The sequence below is a fragment of the Dyella japonica DSM 16301 genome, assembly GCF_001010355.1.
GTDB lineage: Bacteria > Pseudomonadota > Gammaproteobacteria > Xanthomonadales > Rhodanobacteraceae > Dyella > Dyella japonica.
The window spans coordinates 14793-34604 of sequence record NZ_JPLA01000035.1 but is presented as its reverse complement, the minus strand read 5'-3'; the positions used below and the strand labels follow the sequence as shown (position 1 = coordinate 34604).

Annotated in this window: 6 protein-coding genes, 1 tRNA gene and 1 pseudogene; 2 read left to right on the top strand and 6 right to left on the bottom strand. The window is 64.0% G+C overall.

The genetic code is table 11. The features are described 5' to 3' along the window. Positions 1-198 precede the first annotated feature (198 nt). The 3 genes from Y882_RS13035 to Y882_RS13025 all read right to left on the bottom strand — a co-directional run bounded on the left by Y882_RS13035 (position 199) and on the right by Y882_RS13025 (position 12268). Positions 199-9855: a two-partner secretion domain-containing protein gene (locus tag Y882_RS13035; protein ID WP_046972368.1), complete on the bottom strand. Its 9657-nt coding sequence runs from the start codon at positions 9853-9855 to the stop codon at positions 199-201. A 60-nt stretch (positions 9856-9915) separates the two neighbouring features. After that, the gene (locus Y882_RS13030) at positions 9916-11562 is read right to left on the bottom strand and encodes a ShlB/FhaC/HecB family hemolysin secretion/activation protein (protein ID WP_082121107.1); all 1647 of its coding nucleotides are present in this window, start codon (positions 11560-11562) and stop codon (positions 9916-9918) included. 631 nt (positions 11563-12193) lie between these two features. Then, positions 12194-12268: transfer RNA gene (locus tag Y882_RS13025), tRNA-Val, on the bottom strand. 132 nt (positions 12269-12400) lie between these two features. On the opposite strand from Y882_RS13025, the gene Y882_RS13020 reads away from it, so the two are divergent. Continuing rightward, entirely contained in the window at positions 12401-12742 is a 342-nt protein-coding gene (locus Y882_RS13020; protein ID WP_046972367.1) for a lipid-A-disaccharide synthase N-terminal domain-containing protein, read from the top strand. 269 nt (positions 12743-13011) lie between these two features. On the opposite strand, the pseudogene metH reads toward Y882_RS13020, so the two are convergent. The 3 genes and pseudogenes from metH to Y882_RS13005 all read right to left on the bottom strand — a co-directional run bounded on the left by metH (position 13012) and on the right by Y882_RS13005 (position 17928). Continuing rightward, positions 13012-15772, bottom strand: a pseudogene (gene metH / locus Y882_RS13015) (methionine synthase). 133 nt (positions 15773-15905) lie between these two features. After that, on the bottom strand, positions 15906-16985 hold the full coding sequence (locus Y882_RS13010) for a homocysteine S-methyltransferase family protein (protein WP_046972366.1): 1080 nt from the start codon (positions 16983-16985) through the stop codon (positions 15906-15908). Between the two features lie 16 nt (positions 16986-17001). Beyond that, complete coding sequence (locus tag Y882_RS13005; protein ID WP_046972365.1) at positions 17002-17928, bottom strand: ArsR/SmtB family transcription factor; 927 nt, start codon at positions 17926-17928, stop codon at positions 17002-17004. A gap of 343 nt (positions 17929-18271) precedes the next feature. On the opposite strand from Y882_RS13005, the gene Y882_RS13000 reads away from it, so the two are divergent. Then, positions 18272-19432, top strand: coding sequence for an acyl-CoA dehydrogenase family protein (locus tag Y882_RS13000; protein ID WP_046972364.1), 1161 nt, complete (start codon positions 18272-18274; stop codon positions 19430-19432). The last annotated feature ends 380 nt before the right edge of the window (positions 19433-19812 follow it).

The following is a 19812-nucleotide window of genomic DNA, read 5'->3' as shown; positions in this document are numbered from 1 at the left end:
AAGGACGATGTAGCCAATGTTTTTCGTAGACAGTTGGGTGATAAATGATTCTCCGTCTCTGTCCGCCGGATTGAAAATCTTATAGGCCAGTAGCGCTAGCCAGAGCAGCAAGAATGCTGCAAGAAACCTATGCTTCATCGTCGCTCTCGTAGCTCATCAAGGAACGGATTTACTGTCTCTCTCGTATTGCAGGCGGCATCACTTTCGCGGCTGCTGAATGCCCTTGTCACCCTGGGTGAAGGGTAGGCTGATTACTGGTGACATTACGCCCGTAGATATGCTTGGCCCCTTCGCTGGAACTTTGATGCCACCGCCGACTTCAATGGATGTACCGCCACCTGCCGCGTGATTTGCGCCAACGCACAGAACGGCGCAGAGCGTTCCGCTGGAACTTTGACCGGTCAGGAAATCGCGCGTATTGCTGGCGCTTGCATTTGAGCTCTCCCCTAGGTTCGTGGGTAGCCAACCCGCGGCGAGGCTTCCTCCCGGTATCAGCGGTGCGCTTGCAGAGCCACCCATATAGAGCTGCCCGGTGTGCATGTTTAGGGCTAGCGCTCCGCCTATACCGAAAGCGTTGCCACTCAATGACAGGTAGTCCGGCACAATTGCCAAATACGGTATGTAAGGCTCCTTGGCGGTTGTGACGCCGAGTTGGTCGTTTGTCCAAGAGTAGGGTGAAGTTGCACCACCCGTATTGGCGGTGATGTAGTCCGCGAGTCCTGGGTTGACGTTGCTCGGAAGTTGCTGCATCAAGAATTGGTCTTGCCCATTTGGACTGGCCTGCAATGACCACGGCGCATTCACGTCGTAGATGCCGGCTGAATCATTCACGTTGACAAGGAAGCCTGTTTGCGTGGATTCCCCCAGAGCTGCGTTCGGACTCGCTCTCATCGCATCTTCGATTTGAGCTGCTGTATAACGCCCATCACTTTCGGAAGCGAGCTTTTCTGCCTGTTCTTTCTCTTCGGGGTGGAGCTGTCGGTTAAACAGATATCCCGCAAGACCACTAAGGGCGCCTTGGCCCGCATCGCCGCCGCTGAGCCACGAAGCCGCTGCGCCTGAAGCTGCCGCGCCTCCGGCTTGGCCCCACGATCCACCAGGCAAGTCTTTCAAGTAGGGAGTGGTACCTTCGGCAAAGCCTGCGCTGATCGCGCCATTCCAGAAGTTGCCACCGGTAAGGGCGCTACTGGTGCCGCCCGCAGCCATGTGCAGCCCGACTTTCTGCCAGCTGCCATCAACCCAGCGGTTGCTGCCCGCGATGCTTCCTGCTTCATAGAAAAGGCCGGCGCTGATGCCGCCGCTGACAGCACCATTCAGTGCGCCTTGTTTCCAGTCGTTGCCTTGTACGGCGGCATTCACGCCGCCGCCCACGCCGCCAACGATGACGCCGGTCACGACGGCGTTGCCCATGCCAGCGGCCACGCCGCTACCGGCGGCGGCGAAGGCCGTACCGGAGCCCGCGGTCGCCCCGGCAGCGCTACCGACTGCAGCACTGGCGGCGCCCGCCGTCATGACGGATGCCGCTACCACCACTACGGTGGCGGCCGCCTGGGTCAGCCCTTCATGGTGCTGGTGTTCATCGATATGTTGTTCATTAATGTTCTGAAAGCTCACCTTGTCTTGGCCTTGCATATCGGCAATCCAGCCGGTACCTGAGCCCTTCTGACTCGCTCGTGCAATCGCCTCATCGAGCGTTTCGCCTTGGTTCTGTCCGACGCCAATGGTGATGCCATCAGCCGCTGCCATCGCTACCGGACCCGTAATGGAGGTCTGCTGCTCGGTCGTATCCACTTGCAGTCGATGGTCCTGCGCTTGATAGGCGACGTTATGCTTGCTTGAATCGCGTTGATACGTCTCGCTATTGGTCGCGGTGACGAAGTTGATGGCGCCGCCGCTGATCATGGCCGTGCCGGTGTCGCTCGTGATGTTGGCTGCCTGATAGGTTTGATCGCCGCCGCTGACCACGACGATGGGGCCGGCAGCATCCAGCGTGCTGCCTACGGCGGTCACCGTGCTGGTGATGGTTTCCTTCTTTTGCGTGCCTTGCTTGGGGTTCGGAACCCACTCGACGCCCGAGCGGCGCACTTTTTCACTGTGATCGGTGTCGTGTGTGTTGGCCGCTGCAAGGAAGGCGACTTGGTCGCCGGCGGTGACGGCAATGCCACCCGCGCTGCTTTCCAAGGTGGTGCCGATGCCCAACACATTGCGGCCGGCATCGAGCGCAATACCTTCCTTGCCGCTGATCGTGGTGCCTACGGCGGTGGTGTCATAGGTCGCGTCATGAACGGTGGTTTCCTTCTTGTTGAGGAAACCCTTCTTGGTCGTCTGCGTTTCGACCGTTTCGCCCCGCGCATTCTGGCCAGCGAGCAGGTTGATATCGCGATCAGCATGCAGGGCCACGGCGCCATCGCTACTCGCAATATGGGCAGCGACAGCGTTGATATCTTGCCCGGCACTCATTGCCACGCCCTTCGAGCCACTGATGGTCGTGCTTACTGTCGTGGTGTCTTCAATTTCGCTGTGCGTGGTGGTTTTGGTTTTGACGTGCTTACTGAAACTATCAGTGGTTTCGGTAAGGCTGTTTTGGCCAGCGCCAAGATTGATGTCCCGTTCCGCCACGAGGCCCACGATGCCATCGCCTTTGACAATCGCCGCAGTGAGGCTGATATCACGCCCCGCCTGCATGGTGGCGTCGCCACCGGATGTGAACGTGCTGCCGCGGACCGTGTCTTCGGTGGTGACCGTGCTCGACCAATTTTTGCCTTGCTTGGTGTAGTTGGTCGAGACCGCATGATCGGTGACGGCGTCGCTGATGATGTCTTGGCCAGCCTTGACGGCCAGCCCGGTGCCGCCGCTCACGGTGGCGGCGGTGAAGTGCGCATCGCGGCCTGCTTCGATGTACGCGACCTGGCCCGCGTTGACCGTGCTTTGATCGAAGAGGGCATCGCGGCCGGCGATGACGGCGGCGCTGCCGGCGGTGCTGAGGCTGCCGGCGGCGGCATGGGCGGTGCCTGGTGACACGGCGGCGTTCTGCACATAGTCACGGCCCGCGACGATGACGCCGTCACCTTGGCTGGCGATCTTGCCTTGGTTGATCACGTCGTTCGCGGCGACGATCTGCACGCCGCCGGTGCCGGCGCTGATCACGCCACCGCGCGCAGCGACGCCATCGAAGACCGGCCCGTTGACGACGCTGCCGCCGGCCAGGATGCCGATGGCATGGCCGCTGAGCGTGCCTTGATTGATGGTGTCGTGTGCGGTGGCGATGCTGAGCGCCTGGCCACCGTTGATCGCCCCGCGGTTGATCAGCGTATCTGCGCTGAGGCTGGTGCCTTGCGTGCCGGTGATGGTGCCGTCATTGCGCAGCGTGCCGCTGGCCTTGACGTTGACGGTATCGCCGGCGATGAGCGCGCCGTCGCTCTTCAGGCGATCGGCCGTCGCTTTGCTCAGGTACACCACCGGCACCAGCACATGCTCGCCGTTTACGACTTGATCGACCAGCCACACGATGTCCGAGGACAGCGCGGCGATCTGGCCGGTGGTGAGCGGCGCGCCTAGTTGCAGGCCCAGTTGGCTGGCTTCGGCAGCGGCGCTGTCCATGAGCGCGGTGTATTGGGACAGGCCGTCGCCGCCGTTCAAGGTGCGGCGGCCGGTGAGTTGCAGGAGCTGGTCGAGCACGAGGTTCTGCTCGTAGTAGCCGTCGCCCAGGCGCTTGTGAATGTTGGTGGGGTCATCGCCGAGCGCGCGCAGCAGGTAGTCCGAGCTGGTGACCGGGCCTTTGGCAAAGCGCGGCGCCGTGTTCACCAAAAACGGTGCGCTGGGGTCGCCGTTCTGGCTGTACTTGCCGCTGGAGGGCGGCACGTAGCTGGGCAGGGGAGAATTGGCAGTACTGACGGCTTGCGCGCCGCTGCCGGCTACCGTGCCAGCGTTGCTCACGGCATTGCCTCGGGCGCCTTGCATGGGGCCGGTGTTTCCGGCCTGCGCGATGGTTGCGGTGCCGAGGCTGGTGCTCTCAGGGCCGCTGAGGTCCTTATCGGTCAGGGCGATGATGCCGCCCGTGGCTTGCACGGCGGTATTGGTGATGTCGTGGCCGCTGATCGATACATTGCGACCAGTGATGGTGGCGGCCGCGAGAACGGGGCCGGCGAAGGTCATGTTCTGGGTGACGGACGCTGATTCCTTCGCCGCCGGATTGCTGAGCCAGCGGCCGTCCTTGTACAGGAAGGTTGCAGGCGCACCTTCCCGCGTCCATGCCGTGGTCGCGCGCTCGCCGGTATACGCGCCCGCCACGGCGATGTTGTCGATGCGCGCATCGGGTGTGCCGTTGTAGGCGATGCCGTCGATGTTCAGATCGCCGGTGGCCGCTATGGTCGATGCGACATTGGTCAGGTGTTGCCCCAGGTCGATCGACAAGGTTCCACCGGTCAAGATCTGACTGTCGGCGCTTTCGCGCGCTACCCGCGTGCCTGTGAGGTAGGTATCGAACTGTTTGACGTCGGCGGCCACCGGGCCGATGTAGTAGCCATCGAGGCCGTTCCAGTTCTTGATGGCGCCTTGCCGATAGACCGCATCCAGGCCTGCTTTCAGCGCGGGATCGATCGCAGCGACATCGTCGACGTGCACCCAACCCAGTTTGGCGAACAGGGCGCGCTCATCGGCGAAGGAGAGCCCGGAAGGCTGCGGCGGAGTGCGCCCCATATTCGCCAGCGCTTGCTGCTCCGCCGCGCTCAACGACGCGTAGACGGCGTCGTACTGTCGTTCCGAATTCAACGCAAACTGCTCGGCGGGGCTGAGCGCGTACTGCTCGGTCTCCACGAATCGACGGCGATTGTTGATGAGGTCCGCCGCGATACTGCCGTTGCCATCGGCTTGGATACGCCCGGAGACGTTGTCCAGCGTGGCGACGCGCGTGCCGTCGGCGCGGCCCGCGACGCTGAGATCACCGCCACTGAAAATGTCACCGTCCAGATTGGCCAACCGCTGACCGATGCGCAGGTCCAGGTATTGCGAGGCGCCGATGAAACCTTCGCCGTAAGTCATGGCCGCATCGGCGGTGCCCAGGTCGCGGCCGTTGGTCAGGGTGTTGGCGTTGATCTGCACCACATCGCCCGTGATGCCCTGGGCACTGGTGTTGGTGACATCCGTGGCGTTGAGCGTCAGCGTGTCACCTGCGATCGAGGCGCCGGTTTGGTTGTCGATCAGGCCCGCCGCTGAGAGATTTGCCTTGGCCGTACCATCGCCGTTGCTGGCGTTAATCGTGCCCTGGTTGATCAGGTTGGCCGCAGTGACCTGCAAGCTGCCTTGCGTCTCCAGGGTGCCTTGGTTGGTGAGCGTGCCATCCACTGTGAGTGCCAGTACGCCATCGCTTTGCAGCTGCTGACCCGCCACATGGGTGTAGTCGCTGAGGAAATGGGCATCGAGCAAGTCGGTGCCATGTAGCGTGCCGAGCCCGTTGAGTGTCGTCAGCGTGGCGTGTATGGCATTCGCCCCGATATCACCGCCATTGTTGTTGAGGATGGGCGTGGTGAGCCACAGGGTATCCGCCTGCACGCGACCGCCGGTGTTGGTGAGCGTCCCAAGCGTGAGCGAGGCGGTGCCGTTGGCGCCGAGCTTGCCACCGCTGTTGTCGAGGGTGGCGTTTCCATTCTGGTAACTGAGGTTGTGCGTGCCCACGACAGTGCCGTCGGCATTGTTCAACGCACCGACGGCATCGAGGTTGAGGTCGCGTTGGGCTACCAGCGTGCCGCTGCTGCTGTTGTCGATGCTGGCGGCGGTGAGGGTGATGTCGCCACCCCGGTTGCCGATGGTGCCGCCGCGATTGTCGATGGTGTTGCCGGCGGTGATCTGCAACGCCGCGTCGGCGTTGTCACTGCTGCCGGCGAGGATATGGCCGTCCACATTGGGGATGCTTTTGGCGTTGATGGCGGCGGTGCCCGTGGCATCGATATTGCCGCCGCTGTTGTCGAGCGAGCCCTGAGCGTTGAGCGTGAGCGCGCCATGGGTTTGGAGCACACCGCCAGCGCGGTTGAGCAGGTCGCCATCGGTGTTGACGCGCAGGTCGTGGCGCGCGAACGTCGTACCGCCGCTGTTGTCGAGGCTGCCGGTACGAAGATCCGCGGTGCCTTCGGCGCCGATCAAACCACCGCCTGTATTGGTTAGCCCCTGGCTGAGCTTGAGCAAGAGGGCGCCGTCGTCGCCGCGCTGGATCACCTGGCCGCCGGTATTGTCCAGTGTGGCGCCGCTGAGGCTGACCGTACCGCTCCCGTCGAGAACGCCGCCCGCATTGGTGAGCGAGGTACCCATCAGGCTTAGCGCATCGCGCGCCTGCACCTGGCCATGGGTGTTGTCGAATGTCGTGGTATCGAGCGTCACGCGCTGACCGTAAAGACCGGTCGCCGCAGCGGCAGGGCCCGTGATGACCGTGTCTCGGTTCAGCAGGGTTTGCGCCTGCACGTCGAGATTGCCGCCGGCCACCATCAAGCCGGCCGTATTGTCGAGCGTGCGCGCAATGTGAGCCGTGATGGCTTGTTGCGCTTGAATCGTGCCGCTGTGGTTGCTGAGTGCACCAGCGGTCAGGTCGAGCGCAGCATTGGTTTGCAGCGCGCCACGCTCATTGATGAGCTGGCCATCCACGGTGACATTGAACGCATCCGTGCCTGAGCCACCCTGGGAGGTGACGGCCTGGATCGTCCCGTCGGTGTTATCGAGCGCACCGGCATGCAGCGTCGTCGCGCCCGTCGCGCCCAGCTTGCCGCGGGTGTTGTCGAACAGGCCTGCTACGCGCAGGTAGGAGGCGTTCGCACCTGCAGCCATGAGCTGCCCGTTTCGATTGCTCAGTGCTCCTGCATCGAGAGCGAGTGCGCCATTGCCGACGATGGTGCCGCCGGTGTTGTCCAGCGTGTTGCGGACGTGGAGCATCAGCGGATCGGTGCCCAGCGCTTGCAGGCTGCCGCCTGCGGTGGTGAGCGTGCCCGTGTCGATGGCGATGGACTGCGCGTAAGTGGTGCCATCGCGCAGGTCGGTGGTGTTGCCCGTGAGGGTCAGGGCGCCGTTGCTGGCGATGCGGCCGTTCTGGCCGTTGAGCGTGGCGACGGCGATCGTTAGCGCCCCCGTGCCGGCATGGGCGATCGTGCCCTGGGTGTTGTCGAGCGTGGATGCGGTGACGGTAAGGTCGCCATTGCTGGTCAGTACGCCGTGCGCGCTGTTGTCCAGTAGGGCATCGGCGGTGATCATAAGCGGCGCACCGGCCGCCTGGATCGTGCCGCCCCGATTGAGCAACGCGCCCGCGTGCACGGCGGTGGCGCCCATGCTGGCGAGGTTGCCGTCGGTGTTGGTGAAGGTATGGGCGATCGTGAGCTGAGTGGCGTCCGATCCGGCCGCGCTGAGTGTGCCCCGCGTGTTGTCGAGGACGCCTGCATTAACCGTCAGTGCACCGTTGGTGGCGACCTTGCCATCGCTGTTGTCCCATGCGCCGCCGGCGCGCACGACCATGGCGCTATCGCCGATGGCTTGTAGCGTGCCACCGGCCGTGGTGAGCGTGCCGGTATCGATGGCCACCGTATGCGCATAGGTGGTGCCATTGCGTAGGTCCGTCGTCGTACCGCTGAGGGCGAGGGTGCCATTGGTGGCGAGCGTGCCGCCGTGGCCGTTCAAGGTGATCGCCTGAATGGCTAGCGTGCCGGCTGAGCCGCCTTGAGTGGTGCCGGCCTGTTGAATGGTGCCACTGGCATTGCCCAGGGTTGTGGCCGTGATGGCCAGATCGCCGTTGGTCTCGATAGTGCCTTTGTCGCCATTGTCCAAGGTGCCGTTGATGTGCAGCGTATTGCTTGCCTCGCCGCCCGTGACGATGACGCCGCCGCGGTTGTCGAGGTTGGCGGCGTGAAGCGTCAGTTGCGCGGCGCTCAGCATCGCGCCCTGATGATCCATCGTGCCTGCGGTGACCGAGGCGTTGCCACCGGTAACGACGGTCCCGCCAGCGCCGTACCAATCGCCAGAGCTCAGCGAGAGGCCGTCGCTACCGGCATGGTTGATCGTGCCGTGCTCATTGATGAGCGTGCCGCTGTAGAGCGCAAACTGCGTGGCGTTGGTGGCAAGCGTGCCATTGGTATTGTCCAGCGTCCCGGCCACGCTCAGCGTCATCGGCGCGCTGTCGGCCAGTGTGAGCGTGCCGCTGCGGTTGGACAGGCTTTGGGCGTCCATCGCCACTGCGCTGGCGAAGGTCAATTTGCCTGCATCGTTGTTGATCTGATTCGCATGGATGGCGGAGGCGCCATCGATCAGCAGGGTGCCGCCTTGGTTGCTCAGGTTGCCGCCGGTCAGGTTGAGCTTGCGCAGCTCCAGTTGGCCGCCGTCGTTGGCGAGGCCGGCGCTACTGGCAAGATCAAAGCCGGCCGCCGCGCTGATGCGGCCGCCATCGTTGTCGAGCAGGCCGCTGATATGCAGGATGCCGTCGGCCAGCGGGACGATCGGCGTGATAGAAGCACTGCCACCGCCAGATGCGGTGTTATCGCCGTTAGTGCTGGTATTTCCGGCGGTGCCGCCACTCTGGCCGCTTGCCGATCCATCGGATGGCGCGTCCGTCGAGCCAGTCGCAGCGGATTCCGCCGCACCGATGCGCCCACCGTTGCGGTTGGAGAGGGCGCCTGCATCCAGCGTCATGCCTTGCGGGCCCGATTGCGTGATCGTGCCGCCGGCGTTGCGCAGCGAGGCGGCATCGACGGCGATGCGCGCGGCGTTCAATGTGCCCTTGCTGTTGTCGACGTCAGCCTGCGTGCTCAGAGCGAGTTCGCGTGTGGCGCTGATCGTGCCAGCATTGGTGACGCCACCCGCCGCATTGATCTGCGTATTGGACTGCGATTGCAGGCTGCCGCTGTTTTCCAGACGTCCCTCGGTGGTGACGATCAGGTCGCCGGCGCTGGCGCCGATAGTGCCGGCGTTGCGCGCACCGACACCGTTTTCGGTACCCAGCAGGACGATTTTGTTCGCGTACATGCCGCCCAGCGCGCTGACGTCCAGCGCCAGCGTGGGCTTCTCACCATTGGCCGCGATGGCAGTGACTTGCGACTGCTCGGCATTCAACTGATTGGTGCCGGTGGTCACCTGCAATTGCGGCGACCAGATGCTGCCGTTCACCTGCACAGCGCGCGCGATGATGTCGGTGTAGTCGGCGCGCGTGGCATCCAGGCCGTTCGCGCCGATTTGCACTGCGCCGCCCGTGACGCGGTAGCCGTCCAGGTTGCCACCGCTCAGCACCGGCGTGCCAGTGGTCAAGGTGAAGCGATTGGCGTTGATCACGCCGCAGCCATCGCAGCTGATACCGGCCGGGTTGGCGATGATCACCTGCGCGCGATCGCCGGCCACTTCGACGTAGCCATGGAGCGCACTCGGGTTGGAGCCGGTCACTTCGTTGAGGATGACCTTGGCCGTCCCTGTCGCCAGCCACGGATTGCCCGCCACGGTTCCGGCGAGCTGCGTGGTGGTGTTGGTGCGTGAGTTGTTGAGCACGACGCCAGCGCCATCGACATTGAAATCGCTGTACGTGTTGCGGCTCACGCCGGCCTTGCTGGGCGTGGTGATGTTGATCAGCGGTGCTGCACCGGGTGAACCCAGCACGGTCGGACGTTGGTTACCTGGCGCGTTCGGGTCCGTCACGATCTGGCCGGCGGTGGCGACCGACGCCAAAGCAACCCAGCCAAAGGCCACCCACAGACTCAGGCTGACTGATCGCACCGTGGCTGTCGTCACGGGTGCATCGCCTTTCGATGCACCACGTCCCGGGCGACGGACCAGTTCCGACACCACCTGAAACAGACCCAAGGCGTGGTTGAAGACGATGCGATAGAGGTGCTTGTTCATCCGTGAGGTCCTTTCAATGCAATGCGTCGGGCAGGCAAAAGCGAGCGGTGTGCGGACAGCTCAGAGCGACCAGCTCAGGCTGAAACCGGTGGTGGGATTGGCGGTCGGGTAGCCGTGCGGTTTGCTGATCGGTGCACCAACGAAGAGGTCCCACGCCCAGCCATGCCAGCCTCCGCGCAAGCCGAGCGCGACACCGGCCAAGGTCTGACCCAGCTCCCACGCGGTGGGTGGTCCGCCGACATGACCCACGTCGGCGCCCAGGTAGAGTTCCTGCCCACCGCCGAGCATCCAGCCGAGGTCATTGCGGATCAGCCAGCCGTGGTCGCCGGTGAGTTGTAGCTCGCCGTCAAAGCCACGCACGGTGTAGCGGCCGCCGATGGCAAAGCGGTCCTGCGGAACGAGCGGTGTCTGGTTCCACTGCGCGCGCCAGCTGCCGATGTAGCGGAAGCGCTGATTGCCGAGTTGGAAGGGTGCAGTAAGCGTGGCGTCTGCGGTGATGATTTCCGAACGCGAGGTGCCTTCACCGTAGGCTTCTTCCGGCGCATGCAGCGCATTGAACGCGCCCGTGCCGCGGCGATAGGCAACATCGGCATCGAGTGTCGCTGTGCCGACGAATTGCTTATAGGTAAAGCCCGCTTCCCAGCCCGCCTGACGACGGCGCTGCACCAGTACTTCGGTATCGTCGATGAAGTTGTTGGAGTCGCGTTCCCACGCGCGTGCATACGCGCCCAGCTTGACGGTCGCATTGCGATACAGCAGCCGACCGAGGCGCACATCGGCGTTGTGGCTGGTGCCGCTGTACACGTAATCCTGCGCGTAACCGGCAACCGTCTGGTGATAGCTGTAACTGCTGGCGGTGGTGCCGAGCAGCCAGTAGCCATAGGGCACGTCGTAATGCAGCGTGTAACTGCGCGTGCCCTTGTGGTCGCCATCGAGCACGTCCTGGCCGAGGTTGGCGTAGAACAGGTCGTTCAAGGTCAGCAGGTTGTCCAGCGACAGGGTGGTGCCGCCTTGCACCTCGCCGGTACCCTGGCTACCCGAGTCGTCCAGCGTGATGGCCAGACGCATGGGCGATGATTGCTTCCAAACGATCACCAGATCGCTTTCGCCAGGCGCGGCATCGCCATCGGCCGGCACGATTTTTATGTCTGCATCGGCCGTAGGTACGCGCTTGAAGTTCTCCAGCGCCTGTTCGATGTCGCGCAGATTGAGCAGGTCGCCAGGACGGGCGGGCAGGGCATCACGCCAGGACGTGGCGCGCGCGTCCGTGCCGGGCGCGAATCGGATCGCGCGAATGCGACCGGGGATGACCGTTAATGTGAGCAGACCAGCCTTGAGGTCTTGCGCTTTGGCCACCACCCGCGTGGTGACGTAGCCGCGCGCGATGATTGCGTTCTGGACGCGTTTCATCACCACGTCGATGCCATGCGTGCCCAGGCATCGGCCGGTGGCCGGATCATGCGGCGCGTTGGCGGCTTTCACGGCCCAAGCGAAGGCGTCCGCGTCATCACCATCCAGGTGGATGGTGTGAATGGGAAAGCAGGGTGTTTCGTTGGCGGGCAGGCGATCGACCTGCGCTTGCGCCGGCGTGGGCAGGCGCACATCCGGCGACGTCTGTTGTTGCTCGCGCAGTGCGCGTTCGCGCTCCTGCTGCCGCAGGATTTCCTGCGCGGCAGTGTCGCCTGACTGCGCCATTGCCGCGGTCATTGGCAGGCACACGCTCGCCAATACCAGCCACGAGCTGAGGGTCTTCGTTCCTTGAGTCACTTGCACACCTTCCCGCGCGGACGCGCAATGGCCACGACCGAAAGTCGTAGCCATCACGTGATGAATGCCATGAACCGAAGGGTGCTTGCCGGGGCTATCGAAGCGGCGCGCCTCTCCGCGTACAGCGCCTTCCAGCGCATCGGTCCTGCCGGATCGGGGGATGAGAAACCGATGCGCCAGAGGGCAAGTGCAGCCTATGGATCGGCTGGTGCGACGGCTATCGGACGCGTCCTAAAGAGCGCACGAGGTTTATCGTGATGTGCTGGCGTGGCGGACTCATGCGGAACGCGGGCGCCATCGCCGGGAAGGCGCCGCCAAAGGATGCCGCGCGTGGCTTGGGCAGCCAGTTTTGGATACGTTGACGTATCGCAGTGGCGTCGATGAAGAGGGCGGCCGCCGGAAATGCTGCGACACTCGCTGAGGTTTTTCGCGGTTCGCGCTCTCGAAGGGGCGTGGCGACGGCGGACCATCAGTCGGCAGAGAGAGCGACTTTTGGGTCCGATTTTTCCGACGTGGCAGACCGGAAAAGAAAAAGGCCGCCCTTTTTAGGCGGCCTAAGTCTTTGATTCGATGGTGGGCGATGCAAGGATCGAACTTGCGACACCTGCCGTGTGAAGGCAGTGCTCTACCGCTGAGCTAATCGCCCGCCGAGCCCGGAAATATATTAGGAGCCGCCCAACAGGTCAAGCCTCCCGGCCAAAAAAAGTCCTCGGGATGGCAGGCGATTGAAAGGTGGGCGAGTACAATATCCGGCTTTTCAGCTAACCGGCAGCCGTCCATGGACTTCCTGACCCACGAACTCAGCCATGTCTTCGAAGCCCTGCGCCGCTTTGAGCTTACGCCCTGGAAGGTGGTGGGTCTGCTGGGCTCGATCATGTTCACCAGCCGCTGGTTTGTGCAGCTGTACTACACCCGCAAGCTCAAGCGGGTGGTGATGCCGCTGTCGTTCTGGTGGTTGTCGGTGATTGGCAGCGCCTTGCTGCTGTCGTATTTCATTTTTGGCAAGAATGACTCGGTGGGCATTCTGTCCAATTTCTTCCCGGCGTTTGTGTCGATCTACAACCTCGTGGTGCATATGCGTGAGGTCAGGCGGCGGGAGTTGGTTGAGAGTGAGGTTTGAGAGGGCGTCTGGCCTCTCCTGTGGGAGCGCACCCTGTGCGCGACAAGCGGGCGGAGCGGTGACGACGAGGCTCTGCGGTCGCGCACAAGGTGCGCTCCTTCAGGGTCGCAGCACGACCTAATACCTGTTGTAGGAGCGCACCTTGTGCGCGACCGCGGCGTTGGGTGCTGCCACTTCGTTGGGCCGTCGCGCACAGGGTGCGCTCCCACAAAAAAGCGCTCCCGCAGAGGGGAGCGCTTTCGCAGACAGATGCCAATAGGCGTGCTTGATCAATCCGGATCGTAATCCAGGTTCGGCGCCAGCCAGCGCTCCGCTTGCTCGCGCGTCCAGCCCTTGCGCTTGGCGTAATCGTCGACCTGTTCGCGGGTGACGCGGCCCACCACGAAATACTGGCTGTCCGGGTGAGAGAAATACCAGCCGGAAACGGCGGCTGTGGGGAACATGGCGTAGCTGTCGGTCAGTTCGATGCCGGCGTTGGCGGTGGCGTCGAGCAGCTTGAACAGGGTGCCTTTTTCCGTGTGGTCGGGGCAGGCCGGGTAGCCGGGGGCGGGGCGGATGCCGGTGTATTTCTCGTCGATCAGGGCGACGTTGTCGAGCGACTCGTCGGGCACGTAGCTCCAGAATTCGCGGCGCACGCGCTGATGCAGGCGCTCGGCGAAGGCTTCGGCGAGGCGGTCGGCGAGTGCTTTGAGCAGGATCGCCGAGTAGTCGTCGTGTGCCGCCTCAAAGCGTGCCACATGTTCGTCGATGCCGATGCCGGCGGTGACGGCGAAGCCGCCTACCCAGTCCTGCTTCTTCGCGGATTTGGGCGCGATGAAGTCGGAGAGGCAGAAGTCGGGGCGTTCGGCGGGTTTGTCGGCTTGCTGGCGGAGGTGGTGGAGCGTGGCGATGGGCTTGCCCGTGGGTTCGGGCAAGTCTTGGGGCCCCCCCCCCCCCCCCCCCCCCCGCGGGGGGGGGGGGGGGGGGGNNGGAGGGGAGAGGGAGAAGTGTGATGTCGTCGCCGTTTGAATAGGCTGGCCAAAAGCCGATCACGCCGCGCGCCGTCAGCCACTTTTCGGCGATCAGCTTGTCCAGCATCGCCTGCGCATCGTTGAACAGTTCGGTGGCCTGCTTGCCCACGATCTCGTCAGTGAGAATCGCGGGGTAGCGGCCGGCCAGTTCCCACGCATTGAAGAACGGCGACCAGTCGATGTACTGGCGCAGTTCGGCCAGGTCGTAGTCGTTGAAGACGGTGATGCCGGGCTGCCGGGGCTGCGGCGGGTCGTAGCTCGCCCAGTCGGTGGTGTAGCGTTGCCCTCGCGCCTTCTCCAGCGACACCAGCGATTTGCCCGCGCCGCGATGCTTGTGGCGTTCGCGCACTTCGGCGTATTCGGCCTGCACCTTGGCGATGAAGTTGTCGACCAGCTCCTTGCTCAGCAGCGACTGGGCCACGCCCACGGCGCGCGAGGCGTCCTTCACCCACACGGTGGGCGATTTGTAGTGCGGGTCGATCTTCAGCGCGGTATGCGCGCGTGAAGTGGTGGCGCCGCCGATCATCAGCGGTATGGTGAAATTCTGGCGCTGCATTTCGCGCGCGACCTGGCTCATTTCCTCCAGCGACGGCGTGATCAGGCCGGACAGGCCGATGATGTCGGCGTTCTCGGCAATCGCGGTTTCCAGGATCTTCTGCGTGGGCACCATCACGCCCAGGTCGATCACGTCGAAGTTGTTGCAGCGGAGCACCACACCGACAATGTTCTTGCCGATGTCGTGCACGTCGCCCTTGACGGTGGCCATCACGATCTTGCCGTTGGATTTGCCGGCATCACCGGTGCGCGCCTTCTCTTCCTCGATATAGGGAATGAGGTGGGCCACGGCCTTCTTCATCACGCGGGCGGATTTCACCACCTGCGGCAGGAACATCTTGCCGGCGCCGAACAAGTCGCCCACGACGTTCATGCCGTCCATCAGCGGACCTTCGATGACGTCGAGCGGGCGCGAGGATTGCTGGCGTGCCGCTTCGGTGTCTTCGACCACGAACTGGTCGATGCCGTGCACCAGCGCATGGCTCAGTCGCTCACGCACCGGCTTGTCGCGCCAGGCGAGGTTTTCGACGATGACTTCGCCCTTCTTCGCCTTGAACTGATCGGCGACTTCCAGCAGGCGCTCGGTCGCATCGGGACGGCGGTTGAGCACCACGTCCTCGACGCGCTCGCGCAGGTCCTCGGGCAGATCGTCGTAGATCATCAACGCGCCCGCGTTGACGATGCCCATGTCCATGCCCGCCTTGATGGCGTGGTAGAGGAACACCGAATGGATCGCCTCGCGCACCATGTTGTTGCCGCGGAACGAGAACGACACGTTCGATACGCCGCCCGACACATGCGAATGCGGGAAGCGGCGCTTCAACTCGCGCGTGGCTTCGATGAAGTCCACGGCGTAGTTGTTGTGTTCCTCGATGCCGGTGGCGATGGCAAAGATGTTGGGATCGAAGATGATGTCTTCGGGCGGGAAGTCGAGCCTGGTGGTGAGCAGCTCATACGCGCGCGAGCTGATTTCCACCTTGCGCTCGCAGGTGTCGGCCTGGCCTTGCTCGTCGAACGCCATCACCACCACGGCGGCGCCGTACTGCTGCACCTTGCGCGCGTGTTCGAGGAAAACCTCTTCGCCTTCCTTCATCGAGATGGAATTGACGATGCCCTTGCCTTGCAGGCAGCGCAGGCCGGCTTCGATCACGGTCCACTTGGAGGAGTCGACCATCACCGGCACGCGGGCGATGTCCGGCTCGGCGGCGATCAGGTTCAGGTAGCGCGTCATCGCCGCTTCCGAATCGATCAGGCCTTCGTCCATGTTGACGTCGATGATCTGCGCGCCGTTGGCCACCTGTTGGCGCGCCACGTCGACGGCTTCCTCGTAGCGTTCTTCCTTGATCAGTTTGCGGAACTGCGCCGAGCCGGTGACGTTGGTGCGTTCGCCGACATTGACGAACAGCAGGTCGGGCGTGATGACCAGCGGTTCGAGGCCGGAGAGTCGGGTGTAGCGAGGCATCATGCTTGTTCCTCCTCTCCCCGACGGGGAGAGGATTGAGGTGAGGGGGCGGGCCTTGCGGCGAGGTGCGAAAGTGCGAGGGTGAGGCTAGATTGGCCCCTCACCCCAGCCCTCTCCCCAAAGGGGAGAGGGAGCATTACGCAGCCTCCTGCGTTGCGGCGGGAAGCGCGCGTGGCGCGATGTTGCTTACCGCTTCGGCGATGGCCTTGATATGCGCAGGCGTGGTGCCGCAACAGCCGCCGACCATGTTGAGCAGGCCGTCGCGCGCGAAGCCGCCGATCACGGAAGCCATCTGCTCGGGTGTTTCGTCGTATTCGCCAAAGGCGTTGGGCAGGCCGGCATTGGGATGCGTGCTGACGAAACAGCTGGCCGTTTGCGACAACACCTGCACGTGCGGGCGCAGGTCAGCCGCGCCCAGCGCGCAATTGAGGCCCACCGAAATCGGGCGCGCATGCTGCACCGAGTAGTAAAACGCTTCGGCGGTCTGGCCGGAGAGCGTGCGGCCGGAGCGGTCCGTAATCGTGCCGGAGATCATCACCGGCAGGCGCGCGCCGCGTTCGCGGAACAGCTCGCTCACCGCAAACAGCGCAGCCTTGGCGTTGAGCGTATCGAAGATGGTTTCGACCATGATCAGGTCGGCGCCGCCATCGACCAGGCCGCTGGCCGATTCGATGTAGTTGCTGACCAGCTCTTCGAACGTGACGTTGCGGAAGCCTGGATCGTTGACGTCCGGCGACAGCGACGCAGTACGGCTGGTCGGGCCGAGCACGCCGATCACGAAGCGCGGCTTGTCCGGCGTTTTCGCTTCCACCGCATCGCAGGCGGCGCGAGCGAGGCGGGCGCCTTCGAGGTTCAGCTCGTAGGCCAGGTGTTCGAGGTGGTAATCGGCCTGGCTGATGCGGGTGGAGTTGAAGGTATTGGTTTCGACCAGGTCCGCGCCGGCTTCGAGATAGGCCACGTGCACGCCGCGGATGATGTCCGGGTTGGTGAGCGTGAGCAGGTCGTTGTTGCCCTTCAGGTCGCAGCTGCCGGGGTGGTCATGCGCGTGCGAGCTGTCGTGGCCTTCCACGAAACGCTCGCCGCGGAACGCGGCTTCGTCCAGCGGATGCTGCTGCAGCATGGTGCCCATGCCGCCATCGATGATCAGGATGCGCTCGCGCAGCAGGCGTTCCAGCAGGGCGACGCGTTCGGGGTGAAGCCAGGGGAGGGTGCTCATGGATGGATGCCTCGCTTCAAGGCTTGCGCGCGAGCAGGCTGATCACTTCGAAGTGAGGTGCCTTGCGTTCGCGGCTCAAGCGGGTACAGCTCATGGACTCAAGCCCGGCTTGCTTGGCGAAGCCGGTCAATTCGTCGGAGGAAAAACCGAGATTGCGGTGATCGAACGGTTCCACCACGGCGCGGTGATCGTGCTTGCCCAGGGTGACCGCGAGCAGTCGTCCGCCGCTGCGCAACACGCGTGCGGCTTCCGCGACAGCCTTGGCCGGCTGTTCGGCATAAGTGAGGGCGTGCAGCATCAGCACAAGGTCGAAACGTCGTTCGCCCAGGTCGAGCGCATGCATGTCGCCCTTGAGCACTTCCACGTTGCCGAAGGATTTGAGGCGTTGCGCGGCGGCCTCGGTCACGCGCTCGCTGCTGTCCACGCAGACGATGGAGTGCGCATGCGGCGCCAGCAGCTCGGCGGTGATGCCGTCGCCGGAAGCGATGTCCAGCACGTCGCCGGTTTCCAGCAATTGCAGCAGCGAGCGCGCCAGCGTCTCCCAGGTGCGGCCGGGGGAGTAATGGCGCTCCATGTCGCCGGCGACGGTGTCGGCCCAGCCTTCTTCGCGGGCGCGTTCGGCCAGCACGCCGGGTAGGCGCGCGGCATCTTCGCGCAGCAGGGCATCGTCGATGTTGTCGCGCAGGGACCTCAGCAAGACCTGCAGGTGTTCGTCCGTCTCGGCGTTGGCCCGGTAATAGGCAGACACGCCGGCACGGCGGTCGCGCACCAGCTCGGCCTCCTTGAGTTTGGCCAGATGGGTGGACACGCGCGGCTGCGCCAGATGTAGCACCGCAGCCAGTTCCGCCACGGTCAGCTCCTCGCGCTCAAGCAAGGCCAGCAGGCGAACCCGGGTCGGATCCGCCAGCAGGCGCAAGACGCTGGAGGCGGTGGCCAAGTCCATGGTTATCCTTATATCGCGATGCAGAGATACATAAGGCTAGGCTTCGGGGGGCGGGGCGTCAAGTCGAGCCGTTCTTTTGTAGGAGCCCACCCTGTGGGCGACGGCCGAGCGGAGGGGCGAGCCTGGAGGCCGCGGTCGCGCACAGGGTGCGCTCCTACAAGGGGGCGGGGGCCTTGCTGCTTATCTGTAGGAGCCCACCCTGTGGGCGACAGTCGGGCGGAGGGGCGGCCTTCTGGGGTGGCGCGATCCCTACAGGGGACGGTTGCCTTGCTGCACCTGCACACTGACCCGCGGGCAGAGCGGGTTAAAATGGAGGGCTTCCCTATCCCCCTTGGAGCCTTCCATGGATTTCCGCTTTACCGACGATCAGCTGTCCATCCAGGCCATTGCCCGCGACTTCGCGCAGAAGCGCATTGTGCCGGTGGCCGCCGAGCTGGATGAGAAGGGGGAGTTCCCGCTGGACAACATCCGTGAGATGGGCCAGCTGGGTCTGATGGGTATCGAGGTGCCCACCGAGTACGGCGGCGCGGGCATGGACCCGATTGCCTACGTGCTGGCCATGATTGAGATCGCTGCGGCCGATGCGGCCACGGCGACCATCATGTCGGTCAACAATTCGCTGTTCTGCACCGGCATCCTCAAGCATGGCACGGAAGAGCAGAAGCAGAAGTACGTGCGTGCGATTGCCCAGGGCGAAGCCATTGGTGCCTACGCTTTGACAGAGCCGCAGTCCGGCTCCGACGCGTCGGCCATGCACACCCGCGCCACCAAGAACGCCAACGGCGACTGGGTGATCAACGGCAAGAAGAGCTGGATCACTTCGGGCATGGTGGCCCGCTACATCATCCTGTTCGCCATCACCACGCCGGGCATTGGTGCCAAGGGCGTATCGGCCTTCATCATCGACACGCAGTTGCCGGGTTTTCATGCGGGCAAGAGCGAGCCCAAGCTGGGCATTCGCGCCTCGGCCACCTGTGAAATCGAGTTCACCGACTACGTGTGCCCGAAGGAAAACATGCTGGGCGACGAGGGCAAGGGCTTTGCCATGGGCATGAGCCTGCTCGATGCAGGCCGCATCGGCATTGCCTCGCAGGCCGTGGGCATTGCGCGCGCCGCCTACGAGGCTTCGGTGCAGTGGTCGCGCGACCGCAAGGCGTTCGGCCAGCCTATCGGCACCTTCCAGATGACCCAGGCCAAGATCGCCGACATGAAGTGCAAGCTCGATGCCGCCATGCTGCTCACCTTGCGCGCCGCATGGACCAAGGGCGAGACGGAGAAGAACGGCGGCCGCTTCGGCACCGAGGCCTCCATGGCCAAGTTGACCGCTTCGGAAGCGGCCATGTGGATTTCGCATCAGGCGGTGCAGATCCATGGCGGCATGGGCTATTCCCGCGAAATGCCGCTGGAGCGCTATTTCCGCGATGCCAAGATCACCGAGATCTATGAGGGTACGAGTGAGATTCAGCGCATTGTGATTGCGCGTGCGGAGACGGGGCTGCGCTAAGTCGGCCAGGTTCTACGTGCGGAGAAGCCCTCGGTGAGAACCGGGGGCTTTTCTTTTCCGGGCATCGCAATCTGTGTTTTTTGTGGGAGCGCACCCTGTGCGCGACGGCGTGGCGTCCGAGGCCGCCTCGGACCGTCGCGCACAGGGTGCGCTCCCACAAAGGTCCATTTCCATCGGTGGGTTTGGGGCGGTTTGGTTGACGGTTGCCGCGTCAATCGCAAATACTTGCGACCACCACGGAGACAGGTCCCCTCCCGCCAAGGATGGCGACTCTCTCCCAACCGCGTTCGCCACGCCGCGTCGGGAACTGACCGAGCAGGGCTACACGGACTTCAAGCGGGCCCACTGGCCCGATGGCGCAAAGCGCGACATACGCGGCT